The sequence below is a fragment of the Streptomyces sp. NBC_01314 genome (assembly GCF_041435215.1).
Lineage (GTDB): Bacteria > Actinomycetota > Actinomycetes > Streptomycetales > Streptomycetaceae > Streptomyces.
Genome location: NZ_CP108394.1, coordinates 4,966,768 through 4,982,862, shown reverse-complemented (window position 1 = coordinate 4,982,862; position 16,095 = coordinate 4,966,768). Strand labels below are relative to the sequence as shown.

Below are 16,095 nucleotides of genomic sequence, written 5' to 3'. Positions count from 1 at the left end.
ACGAGCGCTCCTGGCGCCGGTGCCACCGGTTCCGCGATGAGCGACAGCGTGGTCGGGCCCGCGCCCGCGCCCGCGCCCGGTCGGCCGAGGAGGGCTGTCGTCCGAGGCTCCCCGTACAGCGGCTCCGACCCGGGCAAGAGCGGGAGAAAGCAGCCCGTGTCCCACTCCGGCCGAATGGAGAGCCCCGCCGGGCCCATCTGTGTGCGAGGCCAAGAGCGTGGCGTCGGTCGCAGCCGACCATCGTCTGCGTCTCCCGCGTCCGCCGGAGTCTCAGTTCCAGGTCGCCTCCAGTGACGGCTCGGTCACCGATTGTCAGACCCGGGTGTCACAGTGGGAAGCACGGTGATCACGGGGGAGGACATCATGGCCGGTACGACAGCGAAGCACCTCACTCTCGAAGCGGCACGCCGGGAACTCGGCCTGCGACGAGACGAGTTCACTCTCGGGCTCGAACACGGCGTGATCCGTACATGCTGGAGCGGGGACGAACTGTGCGTCAGAGCGGGCGAGGTGGCCCGATGGCGTGCGAAACTCGGTGAACTCGCCGAGCTCACCCGTCTGGTGCACGCGACGGAGGCTGCCGGGCTCGCGGGGATCAGCAGGCACCGCTTCGATCAGTTGGCGCGTGCCGGGGCCATCCGCCCGGTCCGTTCGTACATCAACCGCTATCACGCCGAGGTCTGGCAGTACTCGGCTGCTGACACCCGTCACTTGCCCGAGCGCCGGCCCGAGTTGCTCGGTGCCCGGCTGCCCGGCCCCTTCCTGGCCGAACTGGCCTCCGGCGCCGACCGCAGGGCCGAGGGCTACCGCATGCGGCTCCGCACCCAGGCGCTGCTGATGCTGCGTGACCCCTGGACGAAAGCTGCAGCGTGGTCGCACTGGTTGGGTTCCGCGCAGTCGCCCACCGACCGTGGGCAGCTCAGCCAGGCCGAGGCCGTCCATCTCGCAAGGCGTGCCGCGGAGGAGCGGCTGACGAACGTGCTGGGCTCGCACGCGAATCCTGTCACCCCTGAGGAGCAGGCAGAGGCCGCCCGGGAGTTTACGGCCGCCCTGCGTAGGGCCCGGCGAAGCCGCCCGGCGCCCGAGCTGGTCGCCCCGTCCGACGTGGCGGCGCGACTCGGTTGTGCGGTGGAGCAGATCCCGGACGAATACCGTGACTGCGGCGTCCCCGCAGATCTGCTTGAGCAGAGCATGGCTGATGGGTCGGCCGCCGTGCTCACCCCTGCACGGATCGCGGCGGTGCGTGAACAGCAGGCCGCACAGCGCCGGAAGGACGAGCGGCAGACGGCCCGGGAAACAGAACAGGCCGCCAAGCGGCTGCGGGAGCAGCGCGAGCACGCGGCCGCCGCACGTGCCCGTGCCCATGTCCCGGCGCGGACAGCCGACCCCAGGGTCACTTTCCATCTGGGCCCCACCAACTCCGGCAAGACACATGACGCCATCGCCCTGCTGGCCGCCTGCGCCGAGGCCGGACGGACCGGCGTCTACGCGGCGCCGCTGCGCATGCTCGCCTTCGAGGTCTACGAACAGCTGCGCACCCGGCTCGGTGCGGAGGGAGTTGGTCTGCTCACGGGTGAGGAACGCCTCGACCCGGACGCGCCGGTGCTGTGCTGCACGGCCGAGGCGGCGCCCACCGTCGGCGATTTCCTGGTCGTCGACGAAGCGCACTGGCTGGCCGACGAAGACCGTGGCCATGCCTGGACCCGGCTGCTGCTGAGCGGGGCCCACACCGACGTGCACATCTGCGCCGCACCGGAAGCCGAAGACCTGCTGCGCAAGCTCTTTGACGCCGGCACGGACATCACGGTGGTCCGCCACACCCGGCACGGCACACTGAGCCGAATGCCGGAGTTCCAGGCTGTGAACCTCCCGTCGGCCAGCGCGGTGGTGGCCTTCTCCCGCAAAGCAGTTCTCGCTCTGCACCGCGAACTGCTCGACGTGGGCCGGTCGGCGACGGTCCTCTACGGCGCGATGCCGCCCGCGGCCCGCCGGGAGCAGATCCGGCGTCTGTCCGAGGGCGAGGTCGACGTGATCGTCACCACGGATGTGATCGGTCACGGTGTCAACCTTCCACTGCGTGCCGTGGCCTTCGCGGAAACGAGCAAGTACGACGGCCGGTCCCGCCGACAGTTGCTCATCTGGGAGGCGGCCCAGATCGCCGGCCGGGCCGGTCGGCGGGGCCATGACGCGGGGGAGGGGCTCGTGGGCGCCTACCGCAGCCGCCTGCCCGGCCTCACCGTCGGCGCCCGGCTTCTGAACCAGGCCGTCGAGGCAGCCAACGGAGCGCGGTCCGGTGGCCTGCGCGTCACGACGGCTCGGCTGCGCCCCACCTGGACCGACCTCGGACGACCGGAGCCCGGAGAGATTCCGCACGCTCTGGCCGGCTGGACCGCTGCCGCCCGGAAGGTCGCCTACGAGCGTTCATGGCTGCGGCCGACGCCCGTGGCCGAGATCCACGCCAAGTTGCAAGTGGCACGCCAGGCCGTCGGGGCACCCTTGCACATCGACGCTCGCTGGCCGCGCGACGGCCGCACCGTCTGGCGTCTGATCACCATGCCCATCGACGCGGACCGCCCGGCCTACCCGGCCGTGTGCCGGGCGGTCCTGCACGGCGCGGCCCTGCACCACCTGATCCGTCCCCGCGCACGTATCGAACGGATGACCTTGCCCCAAGCCGAGGAGTACGCCGCGACCATGCGAGACCTGGGAACTGCCGTCCTGGCCTTCGGCCGTGAATGCGGCGGCCTGAGTGCGGAGGAGGTGGCGGCCTGTGAGCAGACGGCCGCCGAGCGAATCAACCAATTGGTGGCCGGTTCCCGGCCACTGGCCCCGCATGGCAGCTGCGCCTCCTGCGACGAACCGTGCGCTCCCTGGTACACACACTGCGATGCCTGCCACTCCGCCCGCTTCTCCTGCTACGACGTTGAGCTCGACTGGTGACGGCGGATCGCCAGGGCTCTGGCCTTCAGGCCGGAGTCGGCCATGGAGAACTGATCCATCAGGGGGCGTCGGCTGTTGCGGCCACTGGTGGTGCAGCCTGTCGAGGCTGCGGCAGAGGGCTCCGCTTCGTAGCTGGTGCTGGTGCTGGTGCCTGGGACAGGAACCGGGTAGGACAGAGGAGGACGGTGATGTGGGGTCCGGGAAGCGGCGGAACATACCTGCACCCCTCCGGCCCCGTCGCCGTCGACCAGAGATCCGCGTTCCGTTGAGACGCGGCATCGCAGAGTCAGACCTTGACGATGACGACGCCGGGCCGCACAGGGTTTGCCCGGAGGCAGGTGGCGGATTGCCTCGCGGGGGTACAGATCTTCTGTGATCACCAAGCGTGACGATGCGTCCCGTGGGCTGACACGTGAGGAACTGCTCGCGCTAGCCCTCCTGCGGACCCTCGTGGATGCCTGTGAACGGTGCGACGCGACATACGGGCACTGGGCCGTGATCGGTCCCCTGATCTGCGACAACAGGATCTGACGCGATCGCGTGGCACACTCCGTCGCCAGCTCTGTCGCCCTCGTGATGCGTAGATGTCGAGTCGGTATCCCGAAGGCGCCTCCGAGAATTCCGGTCAGGGATGTGAAGGTGAAGGTTCTCTGCGAAATTCGCGGAGGGTACTTGTCGTGCCGGGGTAGGGGAGTTGTGGGGTCACAGGGGGTGGTGGGGGCTCCTGTGCCGGGACGGCTTCGGGTTGGTCGTGGGGTGCTGTCACGGGATGGTGTTCGGGTGAGGGGACAGGCGAGGGTGGCGATCTTCCGCTGAGTGGAGTGTTCGCTTCTTCGAGGGGGCGGGGGCATGTCGCTCGGGAGCTGTGCCTGGCGTGTTCCGCGTGGTAGTTGGGCGTGGGGTGACGATCTGGTGAGGCGCGTGTGGCAGGCGTTCGCCAGAGCGATTTAGGGTGACGTGATGTGCGTCACATTCACTTTGTTTGTGCGAAGGTTGCGAGGGGCTGGATGCAAAGTGGCGTGGGGAGATCGGTTCCTGCTCGGGTTGCCCTCAAGTGCTTTGCTGCTGACGTGGTTTGGGGACGCGTCGGTCGGTCGGGCCGTCCGGGGGCGGGCGCCTGGGTGGTGTGAGCTGTTCGCTTATGCGGATTCACTCTGTGGAGTTTGCGTTACTTCGACAGGTGAACTCTGTGTTTCTCGTGTGTCGAGAGAGGTTGATTCGGCCCTAGATTTCCCCGCGTAGACCGCGAACGTCGCACATTTCGTCCACGTGTTTGGGTAAGTCCGGCTGGGGGTTCTGGGTTCGTGTCGGATTTCTTCGACGATGTCTGGTCATGGCTTGTCATGGTGACCGCCGAGACATCGTGGCGCGAGTTGATGCCGCTGGGCATCGCCGGCGCCTTCGTCTGGGGCCTGTGGCTCTATCGGGCAGTGCTCTCCCGGTTCGCCAAGCCAGTGGTGAACAACTACCGGACCACGGTGTCCGTCGTGGTCCCGGCATACCGGGAGGACGCGAGCATCCTGCTGGACTGCCTGGAAACATGGCTGGCGCAGGATCCCACCGAGGTCATCATCGTCCCGGACGTGGAGGACACGGAAGTCCTGCGCAGGCTGGCGCAGGTGACGGATTCCCGGGTACGGGTGCTGGCGTTCGAGCACCGCGGTAAGCGGTCGGCACTGGGTGTGGGGATCCGGGCCGCGACGAGCGAGCTCGTGGTGCTCGTGGACTCGGACACCCGGTGGGAGCCGGGACTGCTGTCCGCCGTCCAGATGCCCTTCGTCGACCCCGCGGTCGGCGGTGTCGGCACCCAGCAGAACGTCTACCAGCGCCGGACCAGCGTATGGCGGCGAATAGCCGACTGGCTCGTCAACCTCCGCTACTACGACTACGTCCCGGCCATGGGCCGCGCCGGCGCCGTGGCCTGCCTTTCCGGCCGGACGGCGGCGTACCGGCGGGCCGCGATCGAGCCCGTGCTGGAGAACCTGGAGAACGAGTTCTTCCTGGGCCGGCGTTGCGTCGCCGGTGACGACGGGCGGCTGACCTGGCTGGTGCTGGCCTCCGGCTACAAGACCGTGCACCAGTCCTCCGCGCGGGCGATATCGATGTTCCCCTCCTCGTTCCGCGCCTTCGTCAAGCAGCGGGTGCGCTGGAGCAGGAACTCCTACCGCTGCTACCTGACCGCCCTGTACAAGGGCTGGCTCTGGCGGGTCCCCCTGGTCACCAAGATCACTGTGCTGCAGATCCTGCTGACGCCGGTGACGATGGGCATGGCGCTCGGGTACCTGTTGTTCAGCCGCCTGGAGCTGACCGGCCGGGGCGTGGTCCTCGTGCTGATCTGGCTGCTCGTGGGACGTGGCATCCGCGGCTACTCCCATCTGCGCCAGCATCCGCAGGAGGTGTTGCTCCTGCCACTTCTCGCTCTCGTCGTCATCATGATCTCGTTGCCGATCAAGCTGTTCGCCTTCGTCACCATGAACAGGCAGGGCTGGCTGACCCGAACCAGCGACCGTATCGGCGGAGAGGGACAGGACTCCTCCTCTCTGGGAGGTGGGACACGGGTCACCGCGTCCTCGTGGCAGGAGGTGCGGCAGTCATGACGCGTCATCATCTTTCGTCCGTCCGGCGGACACTGCGGGGCGCGGTCGTGCTGCCCCTGGCCGCCGGTCTGCTCCTCGCTTCCGCGGCCACCTCCCCGGCCGCCGACGGAGACGGCAAGCCGCAGGTCAATGCCGCCGAAGCGGAGAACGAGACCGCGCTCGTGGCCGCCGAGGACCACCGTCTGGACCAGGTCCGCGCGGTCGCCGCCGTCGCCCCCCTGAAGGGCGGTGAGTGGAAGGCGCCGTACCGGCTGGACACCGGGGACGGCTACACCCTCGTCCTCACCCAGCGCAGCAACGCCTACACCGTCTCGGACCTGCTCGAACTGGCTCCGCAGACGTTCGTGCGCCAGCACAACGGCGCCTACCTGCTGACCGAGAACATCTATCTCAACGCGGGTGCCAAGCTGAAGCTGTCCAACCCCGGCGGACTGACGCTGCGGATGGCCAGCAGCAACAAGGGCTTCGTCAGCATCGTCTCCTTCGGCGGCCGGCTCACCCTGGAGGGCACCCCGCAGGCGCCCCTGCGGATCACCAGCTGGAACGACAACAAGAAGAAGCCGGACAAGGACGTGCGGGACGGCCGGGCCTACATCCGCGCCATCGGCGGCCAGTTCTCCATGAAGTACGCCAAGGTCGGCGATCTCGGGTTCTGGAGCGGGCGCACCGGCGGCCTGAGCCTCACCGGAACCGACCGCCCCGACACCGGCAACATCGAGGACTCGACGGTGGCGCCGGGCTCGAAGGGCGGCAGCGGCGGCGTCGTGGCACAGCCCTCCGGTTCGCTGGCCACGCCGGACACCCGGTTCTCGGTGCCCAGCCTCTCCTACGTCTCCGCGGAGATCGGACACTCCACCCTCACGGGCAACGCCTTCGGGCTGTTCCTCTCCGGTGCCAACGGCGTCAGCATCAGCGACAGCACCGTGCAGAAGAGCCTGGAACACGGGTTGGTCCTGCACCGGTTCGTCACCAACGCCGTGGTCGAGCGGACCATCTCCAAGAACAACGGCGGCGACGGGTTCGTGCTGGCCCGAGCCACCGAACAGGTCCGGGTCAGCGGTTCCAAGTCCGAGGGCAACGGCGGCAACGGGTTCACGCTCAGCGGCCGGCCGCTCGCCAGCGGCCCCTCCGCGTCCGGTGAGTCCATCAGCAGCTACGGCTCCAACTCCGTGTCCGACAGCGTCGCCAGGGACAACGGCCACTACGGCATCGAGATCTTCGGCGGCAAGGACGTCGGTGTGCAGAACAACCGCGTCGAGGGCGGCGACATGGGCATCGTGGCCCGCAAGGACGCCACCAAGGTCGCCATCACCGGAAACCGGCTCGTCGGCCAGTCACGGCAGGGCATCTCGGTGCGCGACGGAGTGACCGCCGCGACGATCACCGGCAACATCGTCGAAAGCACCGAGACCGGCATCTACCTACGGGACTCGGTCGGCGAGATACGCGGCAACACCATCCAGGACGGCACCAACCACGGGATCAGCCTCGTCGGCGGGGTCGCCGAGTCGATCATCACGTACAACGTCATCTCCGGGGTCGGCCCGAGCGCCGTGGACACCACCCGCGCCCACGGTGGCATCGCGGTCAGGGAGAACCAGACCTTCGCCTGGCACGACACCAGTTCCTTCTGGGTCAAGTTCCGGCACTACGCCAGCCCGATGACACTGCTCTGGACGTTCATCCTGCTGCTCATCCTGGTCTCGGCCGTTCTGGGCCGACGACAGAGCCGCAAGGGGAACCGCCGCGACGGACAACGCCTGGGCAGGCACCCGTACGAGGACAAGAAGTCGGTGACCAACAGCGCGTCCGTCGTCGAGGTCCCCCTCCGTCAGGTGCCCGAGCGCAGCTGGTTCTCCAAGGAGGACGAGGAGACCACCAGCCTGCGCGCCCTGACTCCCCAGTCCGTCCCAGCCGCCCGTCCGCCCCGATGACGACGCGTTCCCGCTAACCGGAGTTGCCTCGCATGTCTTCCGAACCGACCACGTCGAACCCGCCGCCCGCCCCCGAGCGTGGTCCCGCCCGGCAGCCGGCCCTCTGGCTGGCGGGGGGTGCGTTCCTGCTCGCCCTGACGGCGCTCATCGTGGCGGTGACGGGTGACGGCGGATCGGAACCGGAGGTGACGGCCGGGGCCACCACCGCGGGACCCAGGACGCCCGAGGTGTCAGAGCCCGCGGAAGAACCGTCACCCCTGCCCACCCGGTCGGTCATCGAAGCAACCCCGACCGAACCGGCCACCAGCGGTTCGGTGCCCGACTCCGCGGTGACCTGTCCGGCCGCCACCGTCAAGGTGAGCGACACCGCCACGCTCGAACAGGCCCTCGCCCAGGCGCAACCAGGAGACAGCATCTCCCTGGGCAACGGCACCTACGTGGGCAACTTCACCGCCGAGATCTCCGGTACCGCCGCGAAGCCGATCTTCCTGTGCGGTGGTTCCGGAGCGGTCGTCGACGGCGGCGACACGGACGACGGCTACGCCTTCCACCTGGACCGCGTCAGCAACTGGCGGCTGGTGGGCTTCACCGTCCGCAACGCCCAGAAGGGTGTGATGGCGGACGGAGTGGTGGGCACCGTCATCCAGGGCCTCACCGTCGAACAGATCGGTGACGAGGCCGTCCACCTGCGTAACTTCAGCTCGGACAACATGGTCCGCGACAACACCATCCGCGACACCGGCCTGCGCCGCGAGAAGTACGGCGAGGGCGTCTACATCGGCACCGCCAAGTCCAACTGGTGCACCGTGAGCGACTGCAAGACGGACACCAGCGACCGCAACGTGGTGCTCGGCAACCACATCAGCGACACGACCGCCGAGTCCATCGACATCAAGGAAGGCACCAGCGACGGCAAGGTCCTCGACAACACCTTCGACGGATCGAAGCTGAGCGGCTCCCACAACAACGACTCCTGGGTCGACGTGAAGGGCAACGGCTGGCTGCTCCAGGGCAACACAGGCAGCCACTCCCCCGAGGACGGCTTCCAGACCCACAAGCTCGTCAACGGCTGGGGCACCGGCAACATCTTCAAGGACAACACCGCGAACGTGGACGGTCCCGGCTACGGCTTCCACCTCACGTCCGACGGCAACAAAGTCACCTGCGACAACAAGGCGAAGGATGCGGCCGAGGGTCTCGCCAACGTCGACTGCGCCTCCTGACCGCGCCCTGACCGCCCCCTGACCGCCTCCGCCCCCTCGCTTCCGCAGGCCATCACCGGCTCGTGCGGCGGGCCGACATGCCCGACACACCTCTGGAGACCACCATGACCTCGTCGGACGACACCGACCGAACCGCGCCCCGCCTCACAGTCATAGGCACCGGCTACCTCGGCGCCACCCACGCCATCTGCATGGCCGTCCTGGGCTTCGACGTCCTCGGCGTGGACGTCGACCCCGTCAAGATCGAGCGGCTGAACTCGGGCGAGGTGCCGTTCTTCGAGCCCGGACTGCCCGAACTGCTCGCGAAGGCCCTCGACAGCGGCCGGCTGCGGTTCACCACGAGCTTCGCCGAGGCCGGCGAGTTCGGTGACGTCCACTTCGTCTGCGTGGGCACGCCCCAGCAGCGGGACTCGCACGCGGCGGACATGACCTTCGTCGACAGCGCGGTGAGCGAACTCGCCCAGCACCTGCGCAGGCGCACCCTGGTGGTCGGCAAGTCCACGGTCCCGGTGGGCACGGCCGCCCGGCTGACGGAGATCGTCCGGCGGACGGCCCCGGCCGGAGCCGACGTCGAACTCGCCTGGAACCCGGAGTTCCTGCGCGAGGGCTACGCCGTCGACGACACCATGCGGCCCGACCGGCTGGTCTTCGGCACCGAGTCGGAATGGGCCGAGGAGCAGCTGCGCGCCGCCTTCGCCCCGGTGATCGCCCAGGGCACCCCGGTGGTCGTCACCGACCTGCCCACCGCCGAACTGGTCAAGGTCGCCGCCAACTCCTTCCTCGCCACGAAGATCTCGTACATCAACGCGATGGCGGAGGTCTGCGAGGCGACCGGCGCCGACGTCACGGGTCTCGCGGAGGCACTGGCCTACGACGACCGGATCGGCGGCCGGTTCCTCAAGCCGGGCCTCGGCTTCGGCGGCGGCTGCCTGCCCAAGGACATCAGGGCGTTCAGCCACCGCGCCGAGGAACTGGGGGTCGGCCAGGCCGTCTCCTTCCTGCGTGAGGTCGACGCCATCAACCAGCGGCGCCGGGCCCGTACGGTGGACCTGGTGCGTGAACTGGCCGGTGGAGAGCTCGCCGGTGCCAAGGTGACGGCGCTGGGGGCGGCGTTCAAGCCCAACTCCGACGACATCCGCGACGCTCCCGCCCTGGACGTGGCCCGAACCCTGCACCAGGCCGGCGCCCAGGTGACCGTCATCGACCCGGCGGCCGTCGAGAACGCCCGCCGCGCCTACCCGGACCTGACCTACGGCACGGACGTCCTCGCCGCGGCCACCGGGGCCGATGTGGTGGTGCTGCTCACGGAATGGACCGAGTTCCGGGAGATCGACCCGGACGCCCTGGGCGCGGTTGTCGCCCGGCGCCGGATCGTCGACGGACGGCACGCCCTCGACCCGGCACAGTGGCGTGCCGCGGGGTGGGACTACCGCGCGCTGGGCCGACCCTGACCGCACGCCTGCCGCGCGCCGCGGCGGGCGGGTACCCACGGCGCGCACCGCGCTGCGGCGCGCATCCGGCGGGTATCCGGACGGCTCGCACCGCCCTGCGGTGGCGCGCACCCAGTCCGTGCTGCTGCGTGATCTCGTCCGGAACGGCCGACTGATCACGCCCGCAGCCGGCGGACCGTCATCCGTGGCTCTGGTGCTGCTCGGTCAGACGGCTCTCGGGGTGTACCCACAGCACGACGTTGTCGAGATGCTTGACCGCTCCGCTCTCCAGTTCGTGCTGGAAGAACTCGATGATCTCCCGGTCGGAGTGGCGCAGGCTGAAGTGGGTCAGCACGAACAGGTTCTCCGGATGGGCCTCGACCACCGGACGGAGTTCGCTCCACACGGTGTGTCCGACCTGCCGGGCCCGGGGCAGCCGTTCGTCGTCGAGGTAGGTGCACTCGGTGATGATGACCGGGTGGTCGAACAACCAGGGGTTCAGCGCGAACACGCTCGCGTGGGTGTCTCCGAGGAAGGCGAAGGCGGGGCGGCGGATCTCCTGGTCGACCGTGCCGGCGCCCTCCCTGCGTCGCTCGGCGATGATCCGGCCGAATTCCCTGGCCCGGCCGGCCGCGACCATCGACGCCTTCAGCTCTTCGTACTCCGGCTTCAGGACCGTCTTCTTCTCCGCGAAGCAGTAGCCCACGCACGGCACCTTGTGCAGACACTCGACGACGCGGACCGCGTACTCCCCGCGGCGGCCCACGGAGAACTCCGCACCCGGCCGCACGCCGTGCAGGCGGTACTCCGGGGCGAGGGACGGATCGAAGCCCGCCCCGTGGTTCAGCTCGCTCGAAGCACGCAGATAGGCCTCCGCGTACGGTGCGGCGTCGGCCGGCAGGTAGATGTCCACCCCCGCGTCCCTGGCGGCCAGATAGTCGAGGTCCTTGGAGTGGTCGAGATGGGTGTGGGTCAGGAGCACCGTCTCCACCTGGCGGCCCTCGGCCAGGCCGGCGTCGAGAGAGCATCGCAGTTCGGGGACGTGGAAGAAGGTCTTGTCGTTCGCTCGTGAGTAACCGGTCAGGGTGAGGCCGGTCCCGGGTATGCGCCACGTCTTCCACTGGCGGAACGGGTGCCCCTCGTCGAGCCGTTGGGGGTGACTGACGCGCCGCTCGGGTGGGTGGGTCATCCCGGTGTGCTCCCTGGCCTCGTCGTCACGGTTCGTCACGTGCACGGATTTCGGCTGATCGTACGGGGCGTCACCGGCCTGGTTACGGTACTTCCAGCGTCCAGCGTCCAGCGTCCAGCGTCCAGCGCCCCGCGGTCTCACGGAACGGCAAGTGCTCGCCGCGTCGGCCTGTGGCGCCGGTGACGAGGTGTCCGCCGCGGTTCCTGTCCGACCCGGCGACGGGTTCGGTGGTGCGCGAGCCGCGCACGTACTCCTCGTACTCCTCGTACTCCTCGTGCTGGTCGCGGTTCGTGGCCTTCGGAGACACGGGGCGCCGTGTCCTGCTGCCCGGCAGACCCGCCGCGGACGCCGAGCGGGTCGACCTCCTCGCTGAGACGGACACCAGTGGGCCGGTGACCGTGCTTGTGGGCTTGGGCTAGTCGCGGGAGAGGGAGTCGTCCGGCGGGCTTGGGCGCTGCGGGGTGGCGGGGTCTTCGCGGCTCACCTCGTGGTGGTGGCCGCCGGGGCCGGGGAGAGGTTTGAGGTCGACCTGTATGCGGTGGGTGGAGTCGTGGCTCACCGAGCCGCCGAGGCGGGCCTCGACCACGCCCAGGCGCAGGCCCGCCCCGCCCTCACCGGCCCGGTGGAACTGGACCGCGAACTCCAGGCTGACCTGCTCCACACTGAACCGCCAGTCGCTCGCAGCGCCTTCGGCCTGCGCCCTGGCCAGCTCCGCGCGGACCGTGCCGATGGCCTCCGCGAGACCGACCGGTTCGCTGTCGCCCATGTCAACACCCCGTCGAATTCCGTTGATTGTCGGTTGATCGGCCGATCCAAGTTGGTTCACAAGTCTAGGGACGCACGATGCCCCACGCGTAGTGTGAGGCAGCATGGGGGAATTGCGTGCGGACTGGAGGCTCAGGCTGCGGCGCGGGGGCGCGCACGGCCCCATCTGCGGCGCCGGCGTACTCGTCGACCAGTACACGGCGTTGACCTGCGCGCACGTGGTGCGCAGCCCGGACACCGTGATGTGGCTGGAGTTCGCGGAGAACAGCGAGCTTGAACCGGTGTCCGCGCGCGTCGCGCCCGGCGGTTGGCTGCCGACGGGGGAGGACCCCGGGGGAGGTACGGGAGGCACGGGCCGTACGGGTGGTGTGGGACGTACGGGTGGTGTGGGCGGTGAGGACGTCGCCGTGCTGCGGCTGGACAGTCCGCGTCCGCAGGCGCGGCCGGCCCGGCTGGAGCGGAGGCTGCGGGGCGGGATGGAGGTGTCCGCGACCGGCTACGCGGAGGGCTTCGACGACGGTATGAGCCTGTGGGGGCGTATCGGTGGGGTCAGCGGTGAGCGGGTGCAGTTGGATGCCGTCACCAAGGCCGAGGTGGTGCGCCGGGGGTTCAGCGGGGCCGCCGTGTGTACCCGGCCGGACGAAGGGAGCCCCGCCCGTGTGGTCGGACTCGTCGTCAGCTGGCGGGGCGACATGGGTGAGCTGCTGCCCGAGAACAACCGGCTCGCCTTCTCGTATCTGATCCCCGTCGAGCGCATCGCCGAACTCTCACCGGTCATCGCGGAGTTGAGTGGCCCGGACGCCTGGGGCCACGACTTCGAGGAGCGGCTGAGCCGGTGGTTCGACGACCCCGACGAGGATCCGGTGAAGATCACCGTGGTGCCTCCGGGCTCCGGCAAGGACCGCTCCCTGCGCCATCTGCTGCACCGGGCCCAACTCGTCCACCGCGGCGGGGGCTCCGGCAGACCGGACCTCGCCGATCACGCCCTGGGTCACATAGCCTTCCCGCCCGGCCAGTATCTGGCGTACTGGGACTGGCTGCTGGGCACCGGGCCCCGGCCCGCGCGGACGCCCGCCCTCCCGTCCGGTGGCCGGGTCACCGTTCTCGTCGACGGCCTCGACGAGGAGCCGGAGCCGGGCCCGCTGATCGAACTCCTCGCCCGATTACGGTCGTTCGGCTTCCGGATGCTGCTGGTCTTCCGGCACGAGGGCGGCACCGGCTGGACCGCCGCCCGTGACGAACTCCTCGTGCCCGCCCTCCTCGCCCACGCGGACATGCTCCTCGCCCGGCTGGAGCGCGTGGAGTTCAGCCGCGCGGTCCGCCACGGCGTCGTCGACAGCGCCTCCCTCGGCTCGATGACCGAGACGGCCGACCGCCGCAGGAGCGAGCGCCGACTGATCGACGAGACCACGGACCCGCAGCAGCGGCTCACCTGGCTGCGCCGACTGATCAGAACCCTGCGCGCCGACCTGGGGCCGGGAGGGCCGGTATGAGGCCGGGGACGGGTTCCGACACGGGTTCCGGCACGGATTCCGGCACAGGTCCCGGTATCGGGTCCGGCAGGAGGTCAGCCGCCCGCCGCGGGCAGGGGACGTACGACGAGACTGTGACGCCCTGTCCGCACCGGCGCTTCACCGGCGCCCCCTGCGGCGGCACCGTGCTGCCCACCGGCCACTGCGCCGTGTGCGGACGCGCGGAGAACGGCCCCCGGCTGCCCGCACTGCCCGAGGACCCCCGCGAGTTCGGCCCTGCCGGTCTCCTCGCGCTGCCCGAGCGCGCGCCGCGCCCCGCGCAGGAACGCCTCATCCACCCCGAGGCGCCGCTGCGCGTCCGCATGGGCTGCTCGTCCCCCGAGTGCGGCATCACCTTCGCACCGCCCTACACGGTGGGCCCGGTTCCGGTCGAGGGATACTGCCCGGCCTGCGGCGAGCCGTACTCGTACCGGCCCGAACTCGCCGAGGGCGACGTGCTGCGCGACCAGTACCGGATCATGGGGCCCATCGCGCACGGCGGCCAGGGCTGGGTGTATCTCGCCGAGGACACCCATCTCGGTGACGTGGTCGCCGTCAAGGGCATGCTCAACCGCTACGAGCAGGACGGGGCCCGGCTCGCCGACGTCGAACGCCGCAACCTCGTCGCCATCCGCCACCCCCGCATCGTCCAGATCCGCGACTTCGTCGCCCGGCGCGACGACACCGGTCAGGTCACCGGCGGCTACATCGTCATGGACGACGTCGGCGACGGCACCCTCGAAAAGGTCGTCAAGGAGACCCGGCGAGGCGAGTCCGTCCTCGACATCGAGCACGTCGCCGCGTACGGCTGCCAGATCCTCGAAGCCTTCGTCCATCTGCACGCCGGTGGCGAACGGGTCTTCGTGTACGGGGACATGAAGCCCTCGAACGTCGTGCACCACGGGGACGGCGTCAAGGTCATCGACCTCGGCGGTATGCGCGAACAGGGCCAGAGCCAGCCGCCCGCCCACGTCACCCCCGACTACATGGCACCCGAGACGGCGTCCTCGCCCATGCCCACCACCGCCCACGACCTGCACACGGTCGGCGTCACCCTGCGGGAACTCGCCGGCTGGGCCGTCGACCAGGTGCCCGGCCTCGGCACCGCCTCCTTCTGGGGGGTCGTCGACCGGGCCACCCGCGTCGACCCCGGTCTGCGCTTCGCCGACGCCCGGGAGATGGCGGGCCAACTGCGGGGCGCCCTACGGGAGATCCGCGCCTTGCGCGGCAAGAGCGACCCACCCGAACCCTCCGACTACTTCTGGCCGTCCCCGCAACTGCTCGGCGCCCGGCTCGGCACGGTGCCCGGCATCGAACACTGGCTGGACCGCCCCCGCCGCGACCGCTACGACCCGCCCCTGGCCCCCGCCCTCGACCTCGGCGCCCCCACCCCCACCGAGATCGCCCGCCGGCTGCCCGTGCCCAGGCGCTACCCGGGCGACCCGCAGACCACACGGTTCGAGGTGAGCAGCGGCTACGACCCGGGCCGGCTCCTCGACCAGGAGGACGGCAAGCCACCGTCGGTGGAGATCCGGCTGCACAACGTACGGGTCCTGTTGGGCCGGAACACCCGGGACGACCTGGAGCGGGCCCAGGAGGAACTCGACACCGCCGACTCGCTGCCGGGGCCGTCGGCCGTGCGCCGGTGGCGCCTGGAGTGGCACCGCGCCCTGGTCGCGCTCCGCCGCGCCGACCTCGACGACGACCCGCGCAGGATCGCCGAGGCCCAGGGCCACTTCACGAAGGTCCGCCTCGAACTGCCCGGCGAGTACGCGCCCAAACTGGCCCTCGCCTACTGCGGGGAGCGGCTCGGCGACGACACGGCCGGGCCCACCGCCAAGGAGCTGTACGAGGCCGTGTTCGCCCGTAACCCCGCGCACGGCGGCGCCGCCCTGGGGCTCGCCCGGCTCGCGCTCCGAGCGGGCGACCGCCGCGCCGCCCTCGACGTCCTCGGCCGGGTCCGCGCCGGCACCCTGGACCACACCGTCGCCCGTATCGCCTCCCTACGCATCCGCGCGGCCCGGCTGCCCCGGGACACCGAGCCGCTGCCCGAGCCCACCGAGGTCGACGCGGCGCTGGCCGAACTGCGCGGCCTCGTACGCCGGGAACCGGGTGCCGGCGGCCCGAGCCTGTCCGAGGACGAGGCGCTGCGCCTGAGCACCGAGCTGTACGAATGGCAACTGGACGCGCTGTACAGCCGCGACGACCGGCCCGGCCCCCGGGGAGAGGGCGGCGACGGACGGCTCGACGCCCACGGCCTCAGACGCCTGAGCGCGCAGGAGCGGCAGTTGCGCGCCCGGATCGAGTCGCACTACCGGCAACTGGCCGCACGGCACGCGGAGTCGGCCGCCGCCCACGAACACCTGGTGGACCTCCTGCAGGCGGTACGGCCGCAGACGGTGGTCTGAGCGCCGTGCGGGGGATCGGCGGGCAGCGATCGATCGGCGGACGGTGGTCATGCGGTGCGGTGGGTGGCGACGGTGGGCAGGAGGGCGGGGCACGACCT

At 70.3% G+C, this 16,095-nt stretch carries 11 protein-coding genes; 8 read left to right on the top strand and 3 right to left on the bottom strand.

All coding sequences use genetic code 11. From position 1 onward, the window contains the following. Positions 1-363 precede the first annotated feature (363 nt). From OG622_RS21795 to OG622_RS21770, 6 genes are all read left to right on the top strand, one after another. The gene (locus tag OG622_RS21795) at positions 364-2,940 is read left to right on the top strand and encodes a DUF6397 family protein (protein WP_371578288.1); all 2,577 of its coding nucleotides are present in this window, start codon (positions 364-366) and stop codon (positions 2,938-2,940) included. A gap of 372 nt (positions 2,941-3,312) precedes the next feature. Continuing rightward, positions 3,313-3,471 carry a hypothetical protein gene (locus OG622_RS21790; RefSeq protein WP_371578286.1) on the top strand — a complete coding sequence of 53 codons (159 nt, stop codon included), beginning with the start codon at positions 3,313-3,315 and terminating at the stop codon, positions 3,469-3,471. A gap of 773 nt (positions 3,472-4,244) precedes the next feature. Then, the gene (locus OG622_RS21785; RefSeq protein ID WP_371578285.1) at positions 4,245-5,537 is read left to right on the top strand and encodes a glycosyltransferase family 2 protein; all 1,293 of its coding nucleotides are present in this window, start codon (positions 4,245-4,247) and stop codon (positions 5,535-5,537) included. Continuing rightward, positions 5,534-7,471: a right-handed parallel beta-helix repeat-containing protein gene (locus tag OG622_RS21780; RefSeq protein WP_371578284.1), complete on the top strand. Its 1,938-nt coding sequence runs from the start codon at positions 5,534-5,536 to the stop codon at positions 7,469-7,471. The genes OG622_RS21785 and OG622_RS21780 overlap by 4 nt, the downstream gene beginning before the upstream one ends. A gap of 32 nt (positions 7,472-7,503) precedes the next feature. After that, positions 7,504-8,694, top strand: a complete 1,191-nt coding sequence (locus OG622_RS21775; protein WP_371578283.1) for a right-handed parallel beta-helix repeat-containing protein — start codon at positions 7,504-7,506, stop codon at positions 8,692-8,694. 104 nt (positions 8,695-8,798) lie between these two features. Continuing rightward, positions 8,799-10,145, top strand: a complete 1,347-nt coding sequence (locus tag OG622_RS21770; protein WP_371584171.1) for a UDP-glucose/GDP-mannose dehydrogenase family protein — start codon at positions 8,799-8,801, stop codon at positions 10,143-10,145. A gap of 178 nt (positions 10,146-10,323) precedes the next feature. Here OG622_RS21770 and OG622_RS21765 read toward each other — a convergent pair whose 3' ends face one another. From OG622_RS21765 to OG622_RS21755, 3 genes are all read right to left on the bottom strand, one after another. After that, positions 10,324-11,352, bottom strand: coding sequence for an MBL fold metallo-hydrolase (locus OG622_RS21765; RefSeq protein ID WP_371578281.1), 1,029 nt, complete (start codon positions 11,350-11,352; stop codon positions 10,324-10,326). Positions 11,353-11,395: 43 nt separating this feature from the next. Next, a complete protein-coding gene (locus OG622_RS21760) occupies positions 11,396-11,620 on the bottom strand; it encodes a hypothetical protein (protein ID WP_371578279.1) in 225 nt (74 codons plus the stop codon). 108 nt (positions 11,621-11,728) lie between these two features. Then, entirely contained in the window at positions 11,729-12,079 is a 351-nt protein-coding gene (locus OG622_RS21755) for a trypco2 family protein (RefSeq protein WP_371578277.1), read from the bottom strand. A gap of 103 nt (positions 12,080-12,182) precedes the next feature. Between OG622_RS21755 and OG622_RS21750 the strand changes: the two genes are divergently transcribed. Beyond that, positions 12,183-13,571: a serine protease gene (locus OG622_RS21750; RefSeq protein WP_371578275.1), complete on the top strand. Its 1,389-nt coding sequence runs from the start codon at positions 12,183-12,185 to the stop codon at positions 13,569-13,571. 113 nt (positions 13,572-13,684) lie between these two features. Further along, complete coding sequence (locus tag OG622_RS21745; RefSeq protein WP_371578273.1) at positions 13,685-15,997, top strand: tetratricopeptide repeat protein; 2,313 nt, start codon at positions 13,685-13,687, stop codon at positions 15,995-15,997. The last annotated feature ends 98 nt before the right edge of the window (positions 15,998-16,095 follow it).